The 23,249-nt window shown below is 41.0% G+C and carries 25 protein-coding genes and 1 pseudogene; 14 read left to right on the forward strand and 12 right to left on the reverse strand.

Annotated features, from left to right (window positions below):
- The 9 genes from L650_RS0102450 to L650_RS0102490 form a co-directional block, all read left to right on the forward strand.
- On the forward strand, positions 1 to 868 hold an 868-nt coding region (locus L650_RS0102450), incomplete at its 5' end, for an FAD-dependent oxidoreductase (protein ID WP_029772058.1).
- Positions 869 to 889: 21 nt separating this feature from the next.
- Positions 890 to 3,580, forward strand: coding sequence for a nitrate reductase (locus L650_RS0102455; protein ID WP_029772059.1), 2,691 nt, complete (start codon positions 890 to 892; stop codon positions 3,578 to 3,580).
- Positions 3,581 to 3,596: 16 nt separating this feature from the next.
- Positions 3,597 to 4,568, forward strand: coding sequence for a GTP 3',8-cyclase MoaA (moaA, locus tag L650_RS0102460; RefSeq protein ID WP_029772060.1), 972 nt, complete (start codon positions 3,597 to 3,599; stop codon positions 4,566 to 4,568).
- 1 nt (position 4,569) lies between these two features.
- Positions 4,570 to 5,196 (forward strand): molybdenum cofactor guanylyltransferase, encoded by a 627-nt coding sequence (locus L650_RS0102465; RefSeq protein WP_029772061.1) that lies wholly within the window; start codon positions 4,570 to 4,572, stop codon positions 5,194 to 5,196.
- On the forward strand, positions 5,193 to 5,732 hold the full coding sequence (gene moaB / locus L650_RS0102470) for a molybdenum cofactor biosynthesis protein B (protein ID WP_004587753.1): 540 nt from the start codon (positions 5,193 to 5,195) through the stop codon (positions 5,730 to 5,732). The genes L650_RS0102465 and moaB overlap by 4 nt, the downstream gene beginning before the upstream one ends.
- A 1-nt stretch (position 5,733) precedes the next feature.
- Positions 5,734 to 6,204 (forward strand): cyclic pyranopterin monophosphate synthase MoaC, encoded by a 471-nt coding sequence (gene moaC / locus L650_RS0102475; RefSeq protein ID WP_029772062.1) that lies wholly within the window; start codon positions 5,734 to 5,736, stop codon positions 6,202 to 6,204.
- Positions 6,182 to 6,481: a MoaD/ThiS family protein gene (locus L650_RS0102480; RefSeq protein WP_029772063.1), complete on the forward strand. Its 300-nt coding sequence runs from the start codon at positions 6,182 to 6,184 to the stop codon at positions 6,479 to 6,481. The genes moaC and L650_RS0102480 overlap by 23 nt, the downstream gene beginning before the upstream one ends.
- Positions 6,481 to 6,960 (forward strand): molybdopterin synthase catalytic subunit MoaE, encoded by a 480-nt coding sequence (gene moaE, locus L650_RS0102485; protein WP_029772064.1) that lies wholly within the window; start codon positions 6,481 to 6,483, stop codon positions 6,958 to 6,960. Before L650_RS0102480 ends, moaE begins: the two co-directional genes overlap by 1 nt.
- Positions 6,961 to 7,587: an MOSC domain-containing protein gene (locus L650_RS0102490; RefSeq protein ID WP_029772065.1), complete on the forward strand. Its 627-nt coding sequence runs from the start codon at positions 6,961 to 6,963 to the stop codon at positions 7,585 to 7,587.
- Positions 7,588 to 7,644: 57 nt separating this feature from the next.
- Here L650_RS0102490 and L650_RS0102495 read toward each other — a convergent pair whose 3' ends face one another.
- Both L650_RS0102495 and metG read right to left on the reverse strand, forming a co-directional pair.
- On the reverse strand, positions 7,645 to 8,301 hold the full coding sequence (locus L650_RS0102495; protein ID WP_029772066.1) for a bifunctional 4-hydroxy-2-oxoglutarate aldolase/2-dehydro-3-deoxy-phosphogluconate aldolase: 657 nt from the start codon (positions 8,299 to 8,301) through the stop codon (positions 7,645 to 7,647).
- Between the two features lie 257 nt (positions 8,302 to 8,558).
- Positions 8,559 to 10,580 carry a methionine--tRNA ligase gene (gene metG / locus L650_RS0102500; protein WP_029772067.1) on the reverse strand — a complete coding sequence of 674 codons (2,022 nt, stop codon included), beginning with the start codon at positions 10,578 to 10,580 and terminating at the stop codon, positions 8,559 to 8,561.
- A 187-nt stretch (positions 10,581 to 10,767) separates the two neighbouring features.
- On the opposite strand from metG, the gene apbC reads away from it, so the two are divergent.
- Together apbC and dcd are read left to right on the forward strand one after the other, a co-directional pair.
- Entirely contained in the window at positions 10,768 to 11,844 is a 1,077-nt protein-coding gene (apbC, locus tag L650_RS0102510; protein WP_029772068.1) for an iron-sulfur cluster carrier protein ApbC, read from the forward strand.
- Between the two features lie 6 nt (positions 11,845 to 11,850).
- Positions 11,851 to 12,438: a dCTP deaminase gene (gene dcd / locus L650_RS0102515; protein WP_004587761.1), complete on the forward strand. Its 588-nt coding sequence runs from the start codon at positions 11,851 to 11,853 to the stop codon at positions 12,436 to 12,438.
- A 93-nt stretch (positions 12,439 to 12,531) separates the two neighbouring features.
- Here dcd and L650_RS0102520 read toward each other — a convergent pair whose 3' ends face one another.
- From L650_RS0102520 to L650_RS0102530, 3 genes are all read right to left on the reverse strand, one after another.
- Positions 12,532 to 13,191: a type IV pili methyl-accepting chemotaxis transducer N-terminal domain-containing protein gene (locus L650_RS0102520; RefSeq protein ID WP_085065406.1), complete on the reverse strand. Its 660-nt coding sequence runs from the start codon at positions 13,189 to 13,191 to the stop codon at positions 12,532 to 12,534.
- Positions 13,192 to 13,289: 98 nt separating this feature from the next.
- Positions 13,290 to 14,072 carry a CLCA_X family protein gene (locus tag L650_RS0102525; RefSeq protein WP_029772070.1) on the reverse strand — a complete coding sequence of 261 codons (783 nt, stop codon included), beginning with the start codon at positions 14,070 to 14,072 and terminating at the stop codon, positions 13,290 to 13,292.
- A gap of 16 nt (positions 14,073 to 14,088) precedes the next feature.
- Positions 14,089 to 14,685, reverse strand: a complete 597-nt coding sequence (locus tag L650_RS0102530) for a tRNA-uridine aminocarboxypropyltransferase (protein ID WP_029772071.1) — start codon at positions 14,683 to 14,685, stop codon at positions 14,089 to 14,091.
- A gap of 137 nt (positions 14,686 to 14,822) precedes the next feature.
- On the opposite strand from L650_RS0102530, the gene L650_RS0102535 reads away from it, so the two are divergent.
- The gene (locus tag L650_RS0102535; protein ID WP_029772072.1) at positions 14,823 to 15,167 is read left to right on the forward strand and encodes an Hpt domain-containing protein; all 345 of its coding nucleotides are present in this window, start codon (positions 14,823 to 14,825) and stop codon (positions 15,165 to 15,167) included.
- Positions 15,168 to 15,430: 263 nt separating this feature from the next.
- Positions 15,431 to 16,648 (forward strand): pyridoxal phosphate-dependent aminotransferase, encoded by a 1,218-nt coding sequence (locus L650_RS0102540; RefSeq protein ID WP_004587766.1) that lies wholly within the window; start codon positions 15,431 to 15,433, stop codon positions 16,646 to 16,648.
- A gap of 83 nt (positions 16,649 to 16,731) precedes the next feature.
- Here the strand turns inward: L650_RS0102540 and L650_RS0102545 are convergent, their stop codons facing one another.
- From L650_RS0102545 to L650_RS0102560, 4 genes are all read right to left on the reverse strand, one after another.
- A complete protein-coding gene (locus L650_RS0102545) occupies positions 16,732 to 17,193 on the reverse strand; it encodes a glycine zipper 2TM domain-containing protein (protein ID WP_029772073.1) in 462 nt (153 codons plus the stop codon).
- A 215-nt stretch (positions 17,194 to 17,408) separates the two neighbouring features.
- The gene (gene lpoB / locus L650_RS0102550) at positions 17,409 to 18,026 is read right to left on the reverse strand and encodes a penicillin-binding protein activator LpoB (protein ID WP_029772074.1); all 618 of its coding nucleotides are present in this window, start codon (positions 18,024 to 18,026) and stop codon (positions 17,409 to 17,411) included.
- An 11-nt stretch (positions 18,027 to 18,037) separates the two neighbouring features.
- A complete protein-coding gene (locus L650_RS0102555) occupies positions 18,038 to 18,463 on the reverse strand; it encodes a YcfL family protein (RefSeq protein WP_024032667.1) in 426 nt (141 codons plus the stop codon).
- An 8-nt stretch (positions 18,464 to 18,471) separates the two neighbouring features.
- On the reverse strand, positions 18,472 to 19,836 hold the full coding sequence (locus tag L650_RS0102560) for a COG3014 family protein (RefSeq protein WP_029772075.1): 1,365 nt from the start codon (positions 19,834 to 19,836) through the stop codon (positions 18,472 to 18,474).
- A 382-nt stretch (positions 19,837 to 20,218) separates the two neighbouring features.
- Here L650_RS0102560 and L650_RS0102565 point away from each other — a divergent pair.
- Positions 20,219 to 21,069, forward strand: a pseudogene (locus L650_RS0102565) (DMT family transporter).
- A gap of 19 nt (positions 21,070 to 21,088) precedes the next feature.
- On the opposite strand, the gene L650_RS0102570 reads toward L650_RS0102565, so the two are convergent.
- The 3 genes from L650_RS0102570 to L650_RS0102580 are packed head-to-tail and all read right to left on the reverse strand — an operon-like array spanning position 21,089 to position 23,249.
- A complete protein-coding gene (locus tag L650_RS0102570; protein ID WP_029772076.1) occupies positions 21,089 to 21,775 on the reverse strand; it encodes a M15 family metallopeptidase in 687 nt (228 codons plus the stop codon).
- A complete protein-coding gene (gene dapE / locus L650_RS0102575) occupies positions 21,775 to 22,905 on the reverse strand; it encodes a succinyl-diaminopimelate desuccinylase (RefSeq protein ID WP_004587773.1) in 1,131 nt (376 codons plus the stop codon). Before dapE ends, L650_RS0102570 begins: the two co-directional genes overlap by 1 nt.
- Positions 22,905 to 23,249: an ArsC family reductase gene (locus L650_RS0102580; protein ID WP_029772077.1), complete on the reverse strand. Its 345-nt coding sequence runs from the start codon at positions 23,247 to 23,249 to the stop codon at positions 22,905 to 22,907. Before L650_RS0102580 ends, dapE begins: the two co-directional genes overlap by 1 nt.

Consider the following 23,249-nt stretch of genomic DNA (forward strand, 5'->3'; position numbering starts at 1 on the left):
CAGCCGTTATAAAATGTGCTTTAAAGGGGGGCAAACCCTAGAAACAGACATGATTGTATTTTCGGCCGGTATTCGCCCATACGATAACCTAGCTCGTGAGTTTAATTTAGAAATAGGTGAGCGCGGCGGCATCGTAATAAACAACCATTGCCAAACGAGTGATAAAAACATATACGCCATAGGCGAATGCGCCCTTTGGAATAACTTTATTTTTGGCCTTGTAGCACCGGGCTACGCTATGGCAAAAGTAGCGGCGGGGCATGTTTTAAAGCAGCTTTCTTCAAGTACAGCTTCAAACACACCTTTAAGCAACTATTCAAACAATACTGATGAATTTAGCGGTGCCGATATAAGCACCAAGCTTAAATTAATGGGTGTTGAAGTAGGCTCAATTGGTGATGCTCATGCACGCAGTGAAGGCGCAATTAGCTATTACTTTGAAGATCAACTAAGCGGTATTTACAAAAAAGTAGTCACTAATGAGCAAGGCAATAAGCTCATAGGTGCTGTACTGGTTGGCGATACAAGTGATTACGATAATTTATTGCAGTATCACTTAAATGGCATTGAGCTTAGTGTGCCCGCAGAGTCATTAATAATACCGCTTGCAGGTGACGCGGGCGAGCTAAACGCTGATGATTTGCCACGTGATGCCATTATTTGTGCGTGCCACAAAGTGACAAAACACACTATTGAACAAGCGGTTATACAAGGTTGTAGCGATTTAAATAAAGTGCAGCAAGCCACTAAAGCAAGTACGGGTTGTGGAGGCTGCGAAAAACTAGTGCAAAGCGTTATTAGCAGTGCACTTAATAATAAAATAGCTACGCTAACCCCAGTAGATGAGCCAGTATCACAGAGCGCTTAACACAAAGAATAAGAGAGCAGTATGGAAACATTAAACACATGTTCAAACACACCTTTGCTTAAACAAACCACCTGCGCTTATTGTGGTGTAGGCTGTGGGGTTGATATTTCATTATTAATTAATACCCCAACAAAACTTGAAGGCACGCGCGAGCACCCCGCTAATTTTGGCCGTTTATGTGTTAAAGGCACGCACTTGCTTGACACCACAGGCAGTGATAACCGCTTAACATCGCCCCTTATTGATAACGAACCCGCCAGCTGGGATACGGCAACTGATTACGTTGCCAAGAAATTTAACGCCATTATTAAAGAGCATGGACCGGAGTCGGTTGCGTTTTATGTATCGGGGCAGTTACTTACTGAAGATTACTACGTTGCCAATAAATTAATGAAAGGCTACATAGGCTCAGGCAATATAGATACAAACTCAAGGCTGTGTATGTCATCGGCGGTTGCCGGTTATAAACGTGCGTTTGGTGAGGACGTAGTACCATGTACCTACGACGATTTAGAGCAGACGGAGCTACTTATTTTAATTGGCTCAAATGCTGCTTGGACACATCCGGTACTATACCAGCGTATGGAGCGCGCAAAAAAGCTTAATCTAAACATGAAAGTAGTGGTTATCGACCCGCGAAAAACAGATACAGCCGAACTTGCCGATACCTTTTTAAATATAAAACCAGGCAGCGACGGCGCACTTTATAACGGCTTACTTACTTATTTAAGTGAACATAAATATTTAGATACGCAATTTATAAACGCGCATACAAACGGCTTTGAAACAGCGCTTGCAGAGGCTAAAAAGTGGAGTGTTAAGGCGGTCAGTGATTTTTGTGATATTGACGCGCAGCTAGTCAGTGACTTTTACGCCTTATTTGCAAAAAGTCCAACTGCTATTAGTTTTTATTCAATGGGTATTAACCAATCAAGCTCAGGGGTCGATAAGTGTAATGCCATTATAAATGCGCATTTAGCGTCGGGTAAATTGTTAAAACCTGGATGTGGCCCGTTTTCTATAACGGGGCAGCCTAATGCTATGGGCGGGCGTGAAGTAGGGGGCTTGGCAAATCAATTAGCAGCACATTTAGACATTGAAAACGACGCGCACCAACAGTTAGTGCAGCGTTTTTGGCAATCGCCAACAATAGCTAAAAAAGCAGGGTGTAATGCGATTGATATGTTTGATGAAATCGCCAAAGGTAAAATAAAAGCTATTTGGGTAATGGCAACCAACCCGATGGTAAGCCTACCTAATAACGCAGCAATACAAAATGCACTTGAGCAATGTGAGCTGGTGGTTGTGTCTGACTGTATTGCTAAAAGTGATACGCTAAAATTTGCTGATGTGGCGTTCCCATCAACCGGATGGGGCGAAAAAAACGGCACAGTAACTAATTCAGAGCGCAGAATATCGAGGCAGCGCCCGCTAGTTGAGCCATTTTCGGGGGCTAAAAACGATTGGCAAATAATGTGTTTAGTTGCCCAAAAAATGGGTTTTGAAGGATTTGATTTTACAGACCCCAGTGGCATTTTTGAAGAATGGGCACAACTGACTGATTTTGAAAATAACGGTGATAGGCTATTAAATTTATCAGCCTTAGTGGGGCTTTCCCAGCAGCAATACGATAACTTAAAACCGGTTATGTGGCCGGTACTAAAAAATGAGCCATATAAAAACGGGCAGGTTTTTGTTAATAATCAATTTAGCACCGCAGATAAAAAAGCCCGCTTTATTCCTATAACGCCCAAACTTCCTGTGCAACAAACCTCAAGCGATTACCCGTTTGTAATGAACTCAGGGCGAATACGCGATCAGTGGCATACAATGAGTCGCACCGGAAAAAGTACAGCCCTTTCTACTCATATAACGCGCCCATATATTGAAATAAACCCCATAGATGCCAGCAAATTAAACATAAAAGCAAACGATTTAATAACTGCCAATGCTAAAACAGGGCAAGTGACGGCTCATGCAAAAGTAACGGATGCTGTGCGTAAAGGCGAATGTTTTATGCCTATTCACTGGAACAAGCAATTTGCCTCATCCGCTACGGTAAGTGGGCTCTATCAATCGGTTGTTGACCCTATTTCGGGCCAGGCTGAGTGTAAGCATGGTGCTGTTGATTTAGTTAAAGCGCAGTTTGCTCAGTACATGCAAATTTTTAGCAAAACAGAGCTTAATATTAACAGTGATTTTTGGCTTAAAGTTAACGCAAGTAATTGTGTTAACTACCAGTTAGCGCTCAATGAGCCGCAAAATGATTTGCTTTATTATTGCCAAACACTGACAGGGTTACAAGGGCAGTGGTCGGCAATGGGCAGTGCAAAAGCCATGCATGTTCAATGTATTCAAAACCAGCAGTTAGTGTTTGTTGCGGTCATTTCGTCAGCTCAAAAAGACATATCACTTGAGTGGATAAATCATTTATTTGCAGAGCCTTTAATAACCTTTAGCCAATTACAGTCATTGCTGTATGCCACGCCCGATGAAGAATTTACCCAAGGCGCGCAAGTATGTAGTTGCTTTAAAGTACGTGAGCAACCCATTATAAACGCCATTAAAAGTGGTGAAAATACAGTAGAGCAATTGGGGTCTAAACTAAAATGCGGCACTAACTGTGGGTCGTGTAAAACCCAGTTAAGCCAATTAATACAGCAGCATACTACGCAAAACGCTAACAGTATTGATGTTGCAGTTGAAATGTAAATAAACAAGGAAGCATATGCTTAATGATCAATTTGGTCGGCAGTTTAACTATTTGCGCCTCTCAATTACCGATGTGTGTAATTTTAGTTGCACCTATTGTTTACCAAACGGGTATCAGTGCGATACCCCGCGTAACTTTTTAAATAAAAACGAAATAAACACCTTAGTAAATGCATTTGCTTCACTTGGCACAAAAAAAGTGCGCATTACGGGCGGTGAGCCGTGTTTACGCAGTGACGTAACCGACATTATAAAGCAGTGTAAAAACACCCCAGGCATAGAAAAAGTCGCCATAACAACCAATGGATTTAACTTATTTAATAAAATTGATGAGTTTTACAGTGCTGGCCTTGATGCGCTAAACATTAGTATAGATAGCTTAAACCCGAGCATGTTTAAATTAATTACAGGACACGACAAGCTAACTCATATTTTAAAAGGAATAGACCGAGCAATTGAGCTGGGTATAAAAGATATAAAAATAAATGCAGTGCTGGCTAAGCAATTTAATAAAAACCAATTAAATGATTTTTTAGACTGGGTAAAACATAAAAAAGTAACGGTACGCTTTATCGAATTAATGGAAACAGGTAATGGTGCCACCTTTTTTGAACAAAATCATTTAAGCGGGCAAAGTGTTAAAACGCAGCTTTTAGCGCAAGGTTGGTTACAGGTAGTAAGAGGTAAATTAAACGGCCCTGCAGAGGAGTTTTGTCACCCCGATTTTAAGGGGCGCATTGGCTTAATTATGCCCTACAGTAAAGATTTTTGTAAAAGCTGTAACCGATTAAGAGTATCATCATTAGGCAAACTACATTTGTGCCTGTTTGCCGAGCAGGGTATAGATTTACGCCCGCATTTAAATGCGCAAGATACGCCAGCCACTGTAAACGCAATTCAAGCAGCAATGGGCAATAAAACTATTAGCCATGAGCTTGATAAGCGCTTAACGGGCGCCACAACCCATTTAGCTATGTTGGGCGGCTAAAATGAGTAGTAAAGCCGTGTTTACAGGGGTTGTACTCGCTGGTGGGCAATCATCCAGAATGGGCAGCGATAAAGCTAACCTCATTTTAAAAAATAAAACCTTACTGCAAAATGCATGTGAATTATTAACAGCAGCAGGAGCAAGTGATGTACTTATAAGCCGTAATGTACAAAGTGCTACTGCGCAATACATACCTGATATATACCCAGGTTCGGGCCCGCTTGGGGGGATTTATTCAACCTTAATGGCTACAGAGCAGGATATACTTGTAACTGCTGTTGATATGCCGTTGCTTACTTGCACGTTGTTATCGCAAATTGCATCCGCAGCAAGCGATAACCCTTACTTTCAGACAAATCAGCCACAAATACATGTGTGGCACTTTGAAAATGAACCGTTACCCCTGTATATTCGTAACACCCAAAGCGTTAAACGTCATTTAAAACAATTACTCATAAACGTAAATAGTCATAAATCAATTAAACAGTTTACCCGTAGTATTGGTGTGCAAACGTTAAAATGTAATAAAGCGCATGCACTTGTTAATACCAACACACCGGCGCAATTTAAAGCTGTTAACGAGCAATTTGACCAACACAAACCTAATTTATTGAGAAGAACCCTATGAGCCATACCACAGAGTCACAAATCGCATTAAACATTGCCGTAATGACAGTAAGCGATACACGCGATGAAATTACGGATACCTCAGGCCATTATTTAATTAAAGCCCTTACTGAAGCAGGCCATCACTTAGCGGATAAAGACATAGTTAAAGATGATGTTTACCAAATGCGAGCAGTTGCATCGCAGTGGATTGCCGATGACACCATTCACGCCATTTTAGTAACCGGTGGTACGGGCTTTACCGAGCGCGACTCAACACCAGAGGCATTTGCACCGCTGTTTGATAAAAGCGTAGATGGATTTGGCGAGCTATTTAGACATATTTCGTACGGCGAAATTGGTAACTCAACTATTCAATCACGTGCGTTGGCGGGCCTTGCCAATAACACCGTTATTTTTTGTATGCCTGGCTCTACGGGCGCATGTAAAACAGCCTGGACAGGTATTATAAAAGATCAGTTAGACTCAATGCACAAGCCATGTAACTTTGCACCGCATATTACTATTGGTAAAAAATGCGAATCGCGAGAGCAATAATATGCTGAGTCACGTAGACGAAAATGGCCAAGCAAACATGGTTGATGTATCGCTAAAAGAGGTCACTCTGCGCGATGCATCTGCCGAGGCCTACATTAAAATGAGCAAACAGGCTTTTGAGCAAGTGTTGCTTAATCAAAATAAAAAAGGTGACGTGCTAGGCGTAGCCCGAATTGCGGGTATTCAGGGCGCTAAAAAGTGCGCTGATTTAATTCCGCTTTGTCACCCGCTGGCACTGAGTAAAGTAGCCGTTAATTTTGAACTTGATGAAGCAAATAGCCAAATTAAAGTCACCAGCTACTGTAAATTAGCGGGCAAAACGGGCGTTGAAATGGAAGCACTCACCGCTGTATCTGTGGCGACCCTTACATTATTTGATATGTGTAAAGCCGCCGACCCGCTTATGGAAATACACGGCATGCGTGTAACGCAAAAAGCAGGAGGCAAGCATGGTAGCTGGCAGCGAGACTAATTTAAATGATACTGATGCAGCTGCAGGGCATGTAAACGTACTGTTTTTTGGCCAACTAAAAGAGCGGCTAAAGTGCGACAAGTTAACCGTTGATATAGCGCATACCCTTAGCATTAAAGCGTTTAAACACATGCTGATTGAGCAAAACCCGCATTGGCAAGCATGGCTTGAAGAGCGTGATGTATTGTGTGCGCTTAATCAAACTATGTCATCAAGCGATGAGCTTGTAAAAGCAGGGGATGAACTTGCTTTTTTCCCACCAGTGACAGGTGGCTAATGAGTATAAGCATTAACGTACAAACGCAGGATTTTTCAGTAGGCGAGCAACATGGCGCACTTTGCAGTAATAACAAAAGTGATGGTGCCGTAGTGACGTTTACAGGGTTGGTGCGAGAATTTAGCAGCGGCGATAACGTAATCGCCCTTGAGCTTGAACACTACCCAGGGATGACTGAGCAACTACTGCAATCGATAGCCGAACAAGCGCAAACACGCTGGCAACTTGCTCGCATAAGTATTATTCATCGAGTAGGCTATTTAGCCCTTGGTGAGCAAATTGTATTTGTTGGCGTAACTAGCCGCCACCGCCAAGCCGCGTTTGAAGGCGCACAGTTTATTATGGATTACTTAAAAAACCACGCTACGTTTTGGAAAAAAGAGCATTTTAAAGACTCCTCAAACTGGGTTGAGTTTAAACAAAGCGACAAGCAAGCACTGGATAAATGGCAAAGTATCGGACAGGATGCAATTAAGTAAATGCATATAATCTCTACCAACATCTCTAAAATAAAAACGGTTGAGCATAACGGCAAAGCCATTAAAACAGGTATATTTAAAAAACCAACCAATGAGCCGGTTGTTATTGAAAAGCTAAATATAATAGGTGATGAACAAGCNGGGGTGGATAAAGCGGTTTATGCGTTTTCGCACAATCATTACGATTATTGGAAGCGCACCCTAAAAAATGATGATTTAGCTGTTGGTGCCTTTGGCGAAAACTTCACAATTTCAGAGCTTGATGAGCAAAATATTCATATAGGCGATCGTATTCGTATAGGTACCGCACTGCTTGAAGTAAGCCAGCCCCGTGTGCCGTGCTTTAAATTGGCTATTGCACTTAATAATAAACAAAGCCTAAAACTGTTTACTCAGTATTACCACACGGGTGTTTATTTTAGAGTGCTTGAGCAAGGTGTTGCTAAAACGGGCGATGCCGTGACTTTTGAACATAAAGCTGAGCATAACATTTCGGTTAAAACGTTGTTTCAGGCCTTTTTTGATAAACACTACCCAGATTATGAAAACGTATTATTAGCAGCACTTGAACTACCCGAGCTTGCACTTGAGTGGCAAACTAAAATCAAAAAGAAATTGGGGAGTTAAAAGAGCGTTATTAAAGCTGTATTACTTTTAATAAAAGCTCACTTTTAGCTGTATTATTTAGTTTGTTAAGTGAGCGACCGCTGATAAGTATTTGCACACCAATTGGCTTACTGTGTCGTATTGCTGTTTGTTATTTACCGGCTTACTAAAATCGCTACTTACCGCCACTGCGCATGCCCCCGCTGCAAACCAATGTGTTAGGTTGTCTAAATTAATGCCGCCTACGGGCATTAATGGCACATCAGAAAAAGGCCCCGTTAGCGCTTTAAAGTAATTAACCCCCATACTGCCTGCAGGAAAAACCTTAATAATATCGGCGTTATACTCTATTGCATTGGCAACATCGGTAGGGGTGAGTGCGCCCATTAATACAGGTAAACCATGGCGGTGGGCAAGCTCTACCACTGCTTGATTAGTATTTGGTGTAACTATAAATTGCGCACCGGCATCAATCGCTTGTTGCGCAAGGGCGGTGTTAATTATTGTGCCAGCGCCAATGAGTGTATTTTTATAAGCAGCGCGTGCTTTTGCTATTTCTTGCTCAAAGCCAGGTGTATTTGAGGTGATTTCTAGCGCGTTAATGCCTGTATTAACTAAGCAATTAATTAAGGGGGCTACATCGCTTTGTTGCTTTAAGCGAAGTATAGCAACTAACTTATGTTGCTTAATTTGGTTGCTTATTTTTATTCTGTTGGCATTTAAAATTTGGCTCATAATGTCACTTCACTTTATTTAATACAGAGTCACACGTGTAACAGCAATCGGCAATAATACTTAATTATTTTGGTGCTAAACGCGTTAAAAAGCTCTCATTTTTATCATTTTGAATAACTAAATAGCGAATTTTTTGTCTAGTTATCAACACGCTTTTGCACCCTCAAAATAGCACACTTAACTAAACGAATTGGTATAAACGTTTTTTTCTCATAAAAAAACCGCTGATATTTCAGCGGTTTTTTATAAGTAATAAATTACATTACACGCATGCCTGGCTCAGAACCTTCGTCTGGGTTAAGGATGTAAATTTCTTTACCGCCAGGGCCTGCAGCTAATACCATACCCTCTGACATCCCAAAGCGCATTTTACGAGGCTTAAGGTTTGCAACCATTACAGTCAGTTTGCCTTCAATGTCTTCTGGTGCGTAAGCCGATTTAATACCAGCAAACACTTGGCGTGTTTCGCCGCCTAAATCCAGTGTAAGTTTAAGTAGCTTATCGGCGCCTTCAACATGCTCAGCTTTAGCAATTTTAGCAACGCGTAAGTCTACTTTTGCAAAGTCATCAAATTCAATTTCATCCGCAATTGGCTCTTTTGCCAGTGGGCTATTAGGGTCAATTGTTACTTTTGATTCTAGGCTTTCTTTTGATTCATCAACCATTTTGTTCACTTTATCCATTTCTACACGTTGCATGAGCGGCTTAAATTTATTGATAGGATGTGCAACAAGTGCATTTTGAACGCCATCCCATGCTAAGTCGTCATTTAAAAAGGCTTCTACGTTTGCAGCCATACCTGGTAATACAGGTTTTAAATAGGTAATTAAAACACGGAACAAGTTAAGGCCAAGCGAGCACACTTCGTGCGCTTCTTGCTGTTTTGCTTCGTCTTTAATGAGTACCCATGGCGCTGCGGCATCAATAAATTGGTTTGCTTTGTCGGCTAGGGCCATAATTTCACGAATTGCGCGGCTGTATTCACGGTTTTCATAGTGGGCAGTAATGCTCGGTGCAGCAGCTTGAAATTCTTCAAGTAGTTCAGGCTGCATAATTGTGCTACTTAATTTACCGTCAAACTTTTTAGTAATAAAGCCTGCACAGCGGCTTGCTATGTTTACTACTTTACCTACTAGGTCTGAATTTACACGTTGTGCAAAGTCTTCTAGGTTTAAATCAAGGTCAATAATACCGCTGTTTAATTTAGCTGCGTAGTAATAACGTAAGTACTCTGGGTCTAGGTTATCAAGGTAAGTACGTGCTTTTATAAACGTACCCTTTGATTTAGACATTTTCTCGCCATTGACGGTTACAAAGCCATGTGCAAACACGTTAGTTGGCTTTCTAAAATTAGCGCCCTCTAGCATGGCTGGCCAAAATAAGCTGTGGAAGTAAATAATGTCTTTACCAATAAAGTGATAAAGCTCAGCATCAGAACCTTCAGCCCAAAATGCATCAAAGTCGAGGCCTTTTTCGTCACATAGGTTTTTAAAGCTTGCCATGTAGCCAATTGGCGCATCTAGCCATACGTAAAAGTATTTGCCCGGTGCATTTGGAATTTCAAAACCAAAGTAAGGCGCATCGCGGCTAATATCCCACTGTTGCAGGCCATCGGTAAACCACTCATCTAACTTATTCGCCATTTCTTGCTGAATAGAGCCAGAGTGTAGCCACTCTTTAAGCATGCCTTCAAATGCTGGCAGGTCAAAAAAGTAATGCTCTGAATCTTTTAAAATTGGCTCTGCACCTGACATTACCGAGCGCGGGTTTATTAATTCGGTTGGGCTGTAAGTTGCGCCACACGAGTCACAGCTATCGCCATTTTGGTTTTCAGACTTACACGTTGGGCAAGTGCCTGTTACAAAGCGATCTGGTAAAAATATGCCTTTTTCAGGGTCGAATAACTGTGAAATAGTGTGCTTTTTAATATGACCCGCATCATTAAGGCGGTTATAAATAAGCTCACTCAGCTCTTTATTTTCTGAGCTGTGGGTGCTGTGGTATTTATCAAACTTAATGTTAAAGTCGGCAAAGTCGCGCTGGCGTTCAATGCTTACATTTTTAACCATTTCTTCAGGCGTGATCCCTTGCTTTTGCGCATTAAGCATAATTGGCGTGCCGTGAGCATCGTCGGCGCAAACATAATAAGCTTCGTGGCCTTGTAGCTTTTGAAAACGTGACCAAATATCAGTTTGAATATATTCCAATAAATGGCCTAAGTGAGTAGGGCCATTTGCATAAGGTAATGCGCTGGTAATGAGGATCTTTCGCTGCGTCATAATCATTCCGAATTGAGGATAAATCACCATTTTTACTACAAAAAAGGCGGTTATCATTAATTTATCCATAAGCTTTGGACTAACGGTACGCGCAGCTTATGGATTTTTGTTAATTGACTGGTGTTAATGCCCTGAATGTTACATAATTCTGTGGCACTTTTCATCAAAGAAACGCTATTTAATTGCTATGTTTGGACTGTCGAAACTATTCTCCTCTAAATCGGTGCAAAAACAACCGATTATTACTGCCTTAGCGGCGTATCGAAGCGCGGCATTTGCCGTAGGTATTGATGAAAGTTTTATTGATACCATTTCGCAAAATGACGATAAATCAATACACATTAAAATAACGCTGCCATTTGCGGCTCAATCAGAAATGCCGTTAGTTGAGCAGCACGTAAGTGAAAGTATAAATACACCGGTTACCATAGACTCTGTGGTGACTATAAAAGAGCCTGCAAAATTTAAAGCCATTAAACACATTGTGCTGATTGCCTCAGGTAAAGGGGGGGTAGGAAAATCCACGACCGCTGTTAATTTAGCTGGGGCGCTTAAAAGCGAAGGCGCAAAAGTAGGGATTTTAGATGCTGATATTTATGGGCCATCTATTCCTATGCTTTTAGGGCTTGTGGGTGCAGAGCCACAAACCAAAGATAACAAACTACTACAGCCATTTGATGCCAACGGCATTAAAGCGCAATCAATCGGCTTTTTAGTGCCAAGTGATGACGCAACGGTCTGGCGAGGCCCAATGGCATCGGGAGCGCTCAACCAATTATTAAACGAAACTGATTGGGGCGAACTTGATTACTTAATTGTTGATATGCCACCGGGTACGGGCGATATACAGCTAACAATGAGCCAAAAAGTGCCTGCCAGCGGCACTGTTATTGTGACTACGCCACAAGATTTAGCCCTTGCCGATGCGCAAAAAGGCATTGCAATGTTTAATAAAGTTAACGTACCTGTGCTTGGGCTTATAGAAAATATGAGTCACTACATTTGTAGCCACTGCGGTGAAGCCAACCATGTATTTGGCAAAGATGGTGCAGAAAAACTTGCTCATAAACACGGCGTACCGGTGTTAAGCCATATTCCACTTGCCATAGATATTCGTGAATACTCAGAGCAAGGTAAATTAATCGCCAGCGATACCAGCGCGGCTATTAGCAACACATACAGCGCAGCGGCAAGATTGATTGCCAGCACGCTTTTTTATCAGCAGCACCAACACAGTGTTGAGATAGTGATAACGCAGGACTAAGAAAAAATGAGACTCTCAGATACCCATATTAAAGAATATTTAAGCGATGGCCGCATAGTGATTGAGCCTGCGCCGACTAATGAAATGATTTCGGGTGTGACAGCCGATTTGCGCTTAGGGAACAAATTTAGAACCTTTAACGCACATAACGCAGCGTACGTAGATTTAAGTGGCCCTAAAGATCAGTTAAATAAGGCTATGGAATCAATCATGAGTGAAGAGATTGAGCTTGCCGACGGCGAAGCTTTCTTTTTACACCCAGGTGAGCTGGCATTGGCCATTACCCATGAAAAAGTAACACTTCCTGCCGACATAGTAGGCTGGTTAGATGGTCGTTCGTCGCTTGCCCGCTTAGGTTTAATGGTGCATGTAACAGCGCACAGAATCGACCCAGGTTGGAGTGGTAATATTGTTTTAGAATTTTACAATTCAGGTAAGTTGCCACTGGCGCTGCGCCCAATGATGAAAATTGGTGCAATGAGTTTTGAAATGCTTTCAGGGCCCTGCGAAAACCCTTATAACATTCGTAAAGACGCAAAATATAAAGATCAAAGTAGTGCGGTAGCAAGCCGTATTAGCGACGATAACCTATAACAATATAAAACTATTAAGCGTTTAAATGGCTTTGTTTTGCTAGCTTAAACGCTTACTAATTTATACCAATGTGCATTATTGCGTAAACTGATATTAAATGTGTTTTTTATTTCTGGCTTTATAAACGAGTAAAAACTCGACTAATATAGATAATAAAATAACTATAATTACAATGCCTTGAATAGTGTGTAGCCTTTTAACCCTGTCAACACTCTCTTTTTCGTACTGCATAACTACCGTATTAAACGCTTTTAAAAGCGGCTCTTTTGCTAAAGAAAAAAAGCTTTCTTGCGCTGTATCTAAATTAAGTGTTTGTGTTTTTAACTTGAGTACTTCTTCAACTCTATCTGAAAACATATTTAATTTTTTATCGACATTAACAGGCTCTTTAAAATACATTGCTAACAATTCCTTAGATAGCGGGCTTTCATCGCCTAATACTTGCGCTCCATAATGCTCACTTAATAAGTATTTATGATTATTTTTTAAAGAGTTTAAAGCATTAATGGCCAGTAATTTAGAATCCTGCGAGCCATACATTAAGTACTCTAAAGTAAACATACTCACCCGTTGCGAAAGCATTCTTTGTTGACCACTTACATTTACGAGTTTTCCAGTATCGGTTTGCGCTTCAATGACTTCATCAAGCATAAAGTGAATACAGATAGATAAAATTGCAATTACAGTTAAAGGAACAATATAAACAAAAGAGATAGCGCCATGCTTTTTATTTGTAAAATCAGTATTTACCATTTAATTGCTACTTATTTTAAAATTATTAATGCTTTAGGATAGGATAGATTAAATATAAGATTTTTCACGTAGATAAAGTTTACAAGGTGGTTTGTGGCTTACTGAGATTTATGAAGTGCATAGCCTAGTAGTTCAAAATACTTATTAAGGGCTTTATTTGCTTTATTAACATGCTGAGCATTTGGGTATATCAAATTACTGCTTTTTAAGCCACTAACCAAAAAACTATTTTGTATCGTGCTGTTCGCCTCTATGCAAGCTTCAAAGCAGCGGGCTGCTAACTCCTCAGGCATACTCATGTAGTTCATGTTATGCGCTTGGTCGTGTTTTATGCACGTTTGTACAAATTCATTCGCATCTTCCCCATCAAAATCTAAAAACACGTTTTTGTAAAAATCGTTTAGCGCACTATTAAGTGGGTGAGATAAATTTGGCGTATTTGAAAGCCACAGCTTTGAAGCAAACCCAAAGCGAGGTTTTGCATTAAATAAATGCTCGCTTATATGGTGATCAAACGCATGAAACCATTCGTGAGCCAATGCGCCACCGCCGGCGTTTTTTGCTAAAGCAAGGGTTTGTGAAGCTGCGTTATAATGCGCTTGTACGCCTTTTTGACCGCCATGCCCAAAGGCAAAATTTAGTTTGCCGCGCAGGCCAATGGCTTTAGGCGGTAAATGTAATATTTGAGCAAGGTCGGCGAGGGCATCGTAAATTAAGTTTGCACTAATAAAATGCTCTTCTTTGGTTACCCATTTTCCTACAACCATAGACCTAAAGCCAAAGGTGTCTCTAATATCACTAAAGTCAACTTGGTCGTCAAAGCGGTAGTCTGGCCCTTTACGAGTGAATCCGCGTTTTAATCTGTTTGGGTAATTACGCATTTACATTTAATGGTGGCTAACTTAAGTAACGTGCTTTTACGTGTTCGGGCATGTGTTGGGTTTGTTTTTGTATTAATTCGTCTAATAAATTGTAAAGCGGAGCAGGGTTTAGCTGCTCTATTAACAACAAACTATGTGCAACGGCCTCAAGTGTAGAGAGACTGTCTGCTCTGGGAGCTTTCCTAATAGCGTAACGGTTTTGCGGTAACTGCATAAAGCTCACTGTTTTAAATTTAGTGAGTAGCGGGGTCAGCTGCAAAATTTTATAGGCTTTTTTCCAGGTGCCATCAATCACGATTAAGTGCGTAATGTTATTTAAGGCTGGCTTTGGGTTTGTATCATCTAAGTAGGTGGCGTGCTCATTAGGGTAGAGCAGTACCGTGGACTTAACAGGTAAAGAGTTGAGTATGGCAAAGTCGGTATTATTTTCCCCTTTGATTATTTTGCAGTCAGTTAGGCTCAAATTAAGCAATTTTGCCGTGTTTTTCGCTATTTTTTCTTCACTGGGGTGTTGTAGAATAACGACGCTAACTTTATTTGTTAAACGTTTAATGGCCCCGCATATACAGGTAGAGGGCGTAAACAAACAGCGTTCACAAACTTGGCGAGTCATTAATTAAACTTTTTATTGCGAGTGTATTTTGATAATTATACATTTATAAAGTAATAAAGTTGGATTTTTTTACGCATAGATATACAGTAATACTATTAATTATAAAATAACACGGAATGTTTAGAAGGGCTTAAAATATGACAGAAGTACAAATAGATGAGGCTGCTCTAGAAAGTATGCATTCGTTACTTGGTGAGCAGTTTAAAGATACACTTGAATTTTGCTGCAGTGAATTTGAGCGCCTTGGTAATGAAGTAATTGCAACCATTGGTAACGATAAAGAAGCGGCGATTCGTCATGCCCATAGTTTAAAATCGAACGCGGCTCAGTTTGGTGCCACGAGTTTATCTGATGTAGCCCGTGATATTGAGCTTAATCTCAATCAAGATAACTTAGCGCAAGCTGTTACTGCATCAACTGATTTATTGGCGCAAGTAAGTGGTTCGCAGGCCCAATTAAGAGCGTGGGTAGAGTCTAATTAACTTTATTTGTTAACGTGAATTTATTTCAGTATTAAGCAACTAATTACGCTGGCATTTTACGCCTTTACTAGGGTAGTCTTAGACTTTACTAGGACGTGTTTGGCCTCTCGATAATAAATTTGATCACGCATTGCCCAAGGACCACCCTTGGGCTAGTAACACAATTTTACCGAGCCCATTAGGTTATAACCCTCGCATTGAACAAACCCACTCCTAGTTAATTATTTTTTTCCATAAAGCCAGTTCGCCCCAAAGAGGTAAAAATGTCAGATATTAAAAAGAGTCACAAATTAGAAGGTGTATGTTATGACATTCGTGGACCGGTTTTAGCGCAAGCCAAAAAAATGGAAGACGAAGGTCAAAAGGTACTAAAGCTTAATATTGGCAACCCTGCGGCGTTTGGTTTTGATATGCCAGAGGACATGCACCGCGATATTATTCGTAATTTGTATTCGGCCCAAGGCTACTGCGACTCTAAGGGGTTATATTCAGCCCGTGTAGCGGTTTATCAGCATTACCAGCAACGAGGTTTACATAACCTAGATGTAGATAATATTTATATTGGTAATGGGGTGAGCGAGCTTATCCAAATGATCACTCAAGCGTTATTAAATAACGATGATGAAGTGCTTATTCCTGCGCCTGATTACCCACTGTGGACCGCGTCAGTTAAATTAGCAGGCGGCAACCCTGTTCATTATTTATGTGATGAAGAGCAAGATTGGTTTCCGGATATTGCTGATATAAAAAGTAAAATTACGTCTAAAACAAAAGCGCTTGTACTAATTAACCCTAATAACCCAACCGGCGCGGTTTATAGTGACGATTTACTTTTAGAGTTAATTAATGTGGCGCGCGAGCATAAGCTGTTATTGCTTAGCGATGAAATTTACGAAAAGATTTTATACGATGGCATCACCCACACCTCAATTGGTGCGCTATGCGACGATGTGCCCATTATTACCTTTAATGGCTTAGCTAAAACCTACCGTGCGGCAGGTATTCGTATGGGCTGGATGGTACTAAGCGGGCGCACCTCAGCAATGGAAGATTTACGCAAAGGGCTAGATATTTTATCGTCTATGCGTTTGTGTGCCAATGTACCCGCGCAATATGCGATACAACAAGCGCTAGGGGGCGTGCAATCAATAGATAGCTTAATCGACCCAGGCGGGCGATTATATGTTCAGCGCGATATTGCTTGGCGTGGGCTGAATGCTATTGAAGGGATTAGCTGTAAAAAGCCAAAAGGGGCGCTTTACGCGTTTGCTAAGGTAGATACGGCTCATTTTAATGTCACTGATGATGAAAAAATGATGTTTGATTTACTAAAAGCAGAAAAAATATTATTAGTGCATGGGCGTGCATTTAATTGGCCAGAGCCTGATCACTTTAGGTTAGTGTTTTTACCTAACAAAGACGATTTATCGAGTGCGATGCTTAAAATGCAGCGCTTTTTTAAAGACTATCGCCAAGTTTAGTTAATTCGAACTAACGCGCTGTAAATAAAAAACGAGCTTAAATAGCTCGTTTTTTATTTACACGATAATGCTGATACGGGCTGTTAGTACGCGCGGTCAACTCTTACGGTATTATCACTTAAATAGACCAACCGTACGTTATCACCTTTACTAAAGCGCATTGACTGGTCTTGTACCACCATGTATTGATCGCCGTTTTCTACCTGAATCAATAACTCTACTAGGTGTGTTTGCTTATAATAGCTTTTTTGCTGATTATTATGCGCCACGCTTCCGCCAATGACTGAGCCTAAAATAGTGGCGACGGTACGACCGCTCCCACCACCAAATTGATTACCGACAACACCCCCGAGTAGGGCGCCGCCAAAGGTTTTCCAGCCATTGTTTTTGTCTTGCACAAGCTCTTGTTCGGTAATTTTACGTACAGATTTTACATCGCCAAATAAAACCTGTTGTACAGGCACGGCTTTGTTTCGCTCATAGTTAGCAAAACTTGGTGCACTGAGTGTAAGCAATGCACACATTGCTATGGTTAAGGCTTTCATAGGTGTCTCCTATTGGTGTTACGCAAAGGCAATATTTTTGCCTTTGCGTGGAAATGTATACCAATGCGCAAAAATACTTAATCATTTTGCGGCTAAACGTGTCACTACCTGCGTTAAAGATTCTCATTTAAAACAAATAAATAGCAATTTTTCCTAGCTATCAACGCGTTTATCCAGCCTCAAAATAGATCAGTTAATTAAGCGAATTGATATTATTACCAACCAAATGTCGATTTTTCTTTCGTTTTACGAATTTCAGTTTCGTCTGCCCACTCGACTAGGCCACTTTGCATATCCATTAAGCGCATTGTAAATTTGTAATACACATCTGATTTATCAGCATTTGATTTTACAATGCTCGATAAGTTGCCGTACAACATGTATTGCGCACCAATTTGTTTACCAAAGGCAACTGCGGTGGCTGGATTTACAAGGGCATCTTCGTTTTGAAAGTTAAGCTGCTCACGTACTGATTCAACACGGGTCATGTCAACAAAACGAAACTTACCGCTGCGCAACAGTTGCGTAGAGATTGAGTCGGTAATAGATTCAGTGTCTATGTGTTCACTGGTTTTATTTTTAATGCGCTCAACAAATACCACAGGGCGTTTGTTTTGGGTCATTGTACCAATAACCGGCGAGCTAAGTAGTGAGTCGGTCATTTGGCTGGCTACTTTTTGTAAATCGGTAGAGCCAAAGTTTATATCGGTGGTTTCTACTGCTTGAGCGTCGCCATAACTAACTACGGCTTTATTGGCACAACCGCTTAAAATGAGTGCGCTAAGGCCAATAACTGTATAACTCGATAACGTTTTAAATTGTGTAGTGATCATCTTTATAACCCTTATTCTTTAAATTCTTGTGCGTCGGTAGACACTTCTCTTACAGCGAGCGAAAATGTAACCGCATCCGGTGTTGGCGCTAAGCCGGGTAATTGTGTTTTAGAAAAACCAAACAGTGTTAAGGCTTGCCAAGGTGAGTGGTTTCCTTTAATTACAAACCCGTCTTTGTCGTACCAATTAAACTGATACTGTAAATATTGCGACTTTTTATATTGGCTGCTTAGTGTTACTACCACGTCGGTTAACTGGTTTGTTTGGCGTGTTTTAACATCGGTAATGGCAAGCTTTTCACCTAGAGCAGGATTATCAACATGTAACTGCTCGTTAAATGTATTTTTGCTTTGCTCAACCGAAATGCCTGATGTATCAGGTTGGCTTGCACATGCCCCAAGCATTAATGCAGCCACTAATGGCAAAGTATATTTCATGATGACTCCTAGAGTTGAACCACATGGTAGTTAAAATAGTTATTAATAGAGGTTAGGTAAATTAAGGTTAACCCTTGCTTACTAACGGTAAAATTAATAGGCGCATGGTTGCCTATTAAAAGTGTATGCGACCCTGCATTTAAACTGCTACGTGCCATGCTTATTTGATTAGGTAAAGTAAGCCAGCTACGTGTATCAGCCTGCTCAGACGCCAAATTATAAATATTAGCAATGATATTGCCTACATCGCCTGTGCTACGTGCAAGCTCTGCGCGCACTTTTTCTTTGGCTACCAAGCGTAATACTTGCCTAGATACGCGAGCCGGTATTTGTTGCTCTAATGTTTTAGCCGCTAATGCTTCTATATGCACTAACGGGTTTAGCTCTAAATTTTGCGAACCTATATTTACGCCATTAATGTTAGCTATAAACGCATTATCTTTATAAACCGGCATTGCTAAACTGTAAAAACGCGCATCACCACCGGAGGTATAAATAGGCAAGCGTAATTTAAATTCATCTTGTTTAGGCACTAAGCCTTGTTCAACCAATATAACCACTTCACCGTGATTAGCCTGAAGGGGCTTTAATGGGCTAAAGCGGCGCTCAAACTCTTCTAAATCTTGGTTAAAACCTTGCCTTTTAGCTAATCGCATTACATCTTGCTGTAAGTAGTGATTATCAGGTTGAATCTCTAATGCTTTTTTATAATCAATGTAGGCATCATCGTATTGTTTATCACTTTGGTACAACAGCGCAGATAAATAAAACGTAAAGGCATTTTGAAAACCATTTTTAATACCGCGTGTCACATTACTCATACTTGGGTAATGCTGTTGTGCTTGCTCTATTGTGTCGTTTATTTGTGTTTTATTATCAGCAAGCGCATCGACTTGTACTTTGTTAGCGCGACGTATTTCAACCAAGGCGCCTTCTAAATCACTGTTGTATACATAATTAAGTGCTTTGTAGCTATGTAGCATGCTCATTTCATATGCCGGTGGTACATAAGTAATGGCAGAGTCGTTAGTAAATAAGGCATTACTTTGTTCAAGCCCTGCACTTAATTGAATTTTTGCTGCTTCTCGTTTTATTTGTACCTGGGCGTATACGTTTTCAAATTGTTGTTGTGAAAGACTTTGCTCGTTAGCAAGGTCTTTTAAACGGGCTTGCTCTAATTGGTTAAGTAAATAGCTACTGTGTAACTTACTATTGTTGGCAATAAGTGATTGAGCCTGTTCAATATTGTTATTTTGAATTGCGTTTCTTACAGGCGTCATTTGGCTTGCATAGTCGTTAAATAAATCATTAAAGCCTATGGTGCTGCATCCACTTAATATAAAACAAACACTTAAAATTATACTTTGGCGCACTGAGCACTCCTATATAGTTAGGTTTTAAAGATTAACATACTCTGGTTTTGGATTTGTGTGAAATAGTGTAAAAAAGCGTAGCCTACTTTAGGGCATATAGACCTGTGAAGATTGAAAATTATTCTCCCTAAGGTAGCCACGCGTTAGTTAAATTACGTGTATTTAAGGTAGGCAAATCATCATGAATAGCTTGTGAATGCCAGAGGATAGACGCTTAATTACAGCAATTTAGCAGTATATAAAGTTATAATGCTGCGAATAAGAATAGAGTAATTACAACAATGCCGCTTTACAGCTAAATGGCTCAGCTGTTTAAATACAGCGCTGGCTGAGCAAGCCAATTTAAAGCATCTCATTATAAGGTTTTAGTTAAGGAGCGATTTTGAAAGCCACTTTATACACCCTCGTTGCATTAATAGCCTTTGCGGCAAATTCTTTACTTTGCCGTATGGCGTTAGCGCAAGGTTATATTGATGCGTGGAATTTTACAATTATCAGGCTCGTAAGTGGTGCCGTGTGTTTAGGCTTAATTATGGCTATATATACGTATAACCTTAAGCGTAAGGGCGCGCTTAATGACGCTATTTTAAGTGATACCGGAAGTTGGCGAAGCAGTATTAGTTTATTGGTATATGCACTTTGTTTTTCAATTGCTTATATAGAGCTAGATACAGGCACCGGTGCGCTTATTTTATTTTCGGCAGTGCAACTTACCATGATTGGTTGGGGCATATATAAAAAAGAGCAGCTGAGTAAATTGCAGTGGGGGGCTTTTTTTGTCGCGTTAGCTGGATTTGTGTATTTAATGTTGCCCTCTGCCGCTGTGCCTTCTTTGTTAGGGGCCTCGCTTATGGCGTTAAGTGGTGTTGCATGGGGCGTTTACAGTATACGCGGTAAAGCGTGTGTATCGCCGCTGCGGACCACCGCCTTTAACTTTATAAGAAGCTTAGTGGCTATTCCTGTTTTATTACTTGTAGCAATAGGCTATTTAAAAACAGTAAGTATGCAAGGGGTGCTGCTAGCGTGCGCCTCGGGCGCCATTGCATCAGGCATTGGTTACAGTATTTGGTATGTGGCCATGCCGCTACTAAAAAGCACGCAAGCGGCGGNCTGGCTGCTATCGCTGGTATGTTGTTTTTATCTGAGCAGGTAACAGTGGAGTTTATTATTGCAAGCTCACTAATACTCGGCTCGGTATTGGTGTTTATATTAAATAAGCATACAGCGCGGTAATGCCAAGAAAAGCCCGCTATTAAGGCGGGCTTACATTTGTTATAAAACGTTTATATAGCGCGGGTAAATTATCTAAAATAGCTGACTTACCCTCTAAATCGCTGTTGCTTATACATTCGTAAAGCATCGCTTCGCTCAATGTGTTTACTAACCGCTGAGATTGCTTAATATGGCTAATATGCCAAAGTTCAGGTGCTACGCCGCCTAAATCCTGTTTGTAGGGGCGATAAAAACCATATTTAGCTAGATTTTTATCAAGCCACTGGCTGAGTGGCGCAAATGGTCCCCCATGTTGGTATTCATCAGGGGTAAGTTGCAGCTTATAGTCATCGTTAATTGCAGCGGTATCATACACATCAAGGTCGGTACCTAAATGATGCCGACTAGCCCCTGGCAAGGCAGAGTAGAGCATAATAGCCGTGCATTTTTCCAACTCATTTAGTTGGCTTAAATCCACTATCTGTTGCTGTTTATTAAAAACAGGGCGTATACCTAAAAACTTTTTATTCCAAATCATAGCTTGGCGATTAAAATCGCGAAAACTTGAGGCAATAGTCAACTCAAAACCAGCATTTTTAGCGCCATTTTGCAGGGCTAAAAAGTCATCAATAATATCAGTATGTAACCGATGCGATTGAATCTCAGTGAGGTGTGTATCACTTTGTCCAGTGATACACATTGCTAATGTATTGGTATCGAGTGCCATTAGGTTAACAATTGTTCTAAAATTTGTTCGTAAATATCAGCTAAAGCGATTAAATCATCGGTGCTTACACATTCATCTACTTTATGAATAGTGGCGTTGCGGGGGCCTAGTTCAATCACTTTTGCGCCTGTTTGCGCTATAAAGCGCCCATCTGACGTACCCCCGGTGGTTTCGAGGTTAGTGGTTAACCCCGTAACAGATTTAATCGCATTTACAGTGGCATCAACTAACGGGCCATGCTCGGTTATAAACGGCAAGCCGTTTACTATCCAGCTTAATTCGTAGTTTAAGTCATGCGTTTGTAAAATAGCATTAACCCGTTCTTGCAGTTGCTGATGAGTTACTTCGGTACTAAATCTAAAATTAAATTGCACCTCAAGCTCGCCCGGTATGACATTACCGGCCCCCGTGCCACCCTTTATATTTGATACTTGGAAGCTGGTTGCAGGGAAAAATTCATTGCCGTTGTCCCACACTGTTTGGCTAAGTTCAGTAATGGCGGGGGCAGCCAAATGAATTGGGTTTTGTGCTAAGTGGGGGTAGGCTACATGGCCTTGCACACCTTTTACTTTTAAAAAGCCAGTAAGGGAGCCACGACGGCCATTTTTCACTACATCACCGAGTACATCTCGCGATGAAGGCTCACCCACTAAGCACATATCAATTTTTTCGCCGCGTGCTTCAAGCGTGTCTATTACTTTGGTTGTGCCGTTGATAAAGGGGCCTTCTTCATCAGAGGTAATTAAAAATGAGATAGAGCCTTTGTGATCAGGGTTTTTAGCTACAAAGCGCTCAGTAGCAACAAGCATCGCCGCTAGAGAGCCCTTCATATCAGCTGCGCCTCGGCCATGCAGCAAACCATCTTCAATTAAGCCTGAAAATGGCGGGTGCTGCCAGTTTTGTGCAGGGCCTGTAGGGACAACATCGGTATGGCCTGCAAAACAAAAGTGTGGCGACTCGTTTCCTTTTCGGGCCCATGTATTGAGTGTATCGGTAAAAAACAACGACTCGATATTAAATCCTAGGGCTTTTAAACGCTCGTTCATCATTGATTGGCAACCCGCATCTTCAGGGGTTACCGACTCGCGCTGAATAAGCGCTTGTGCAAGTGCAATTACTTCATGTGTCATTATTTAAATATCTCATCGTATTGCGCAGCTTTAAAGCCTAAGTGGTAGCTGTTGTTATTAACAAGCACTGGGCGCTTGATCATAGCTGGTTGCTCTACAAGTAATGTTATAGCCGTGTCTTTGTTTAGGTTTTGCTTTTGCTCATCAGCGAGTGCGCGATAGGTTGTACCACGCTTATTAACTAACTGTTCCCAGTCAATATGCTCAGCAAATTCGCTTACAAGATGCTCGTTTACACCGTCTTTTCGGTAATCGTGAAAGGTAAAATCTATGTTGTTGTCGGCGAGGTATTTTTTGGCTTTTTTAATGGTGTCGCAATTACTAATGCCGTAAAGAGTGATCAT

It is taken from the genome of Pseudoalteromonas sp. TB51 (assembly GCF_000498055.1).
Taxonomy (GTDB): Bacteria; Pseudomonadota; Gammaproteobacteria; order Enterobacterales; family Alteromonadaceae; genus Pseudoalteromonas; species Pseudoalteromonas atlantica.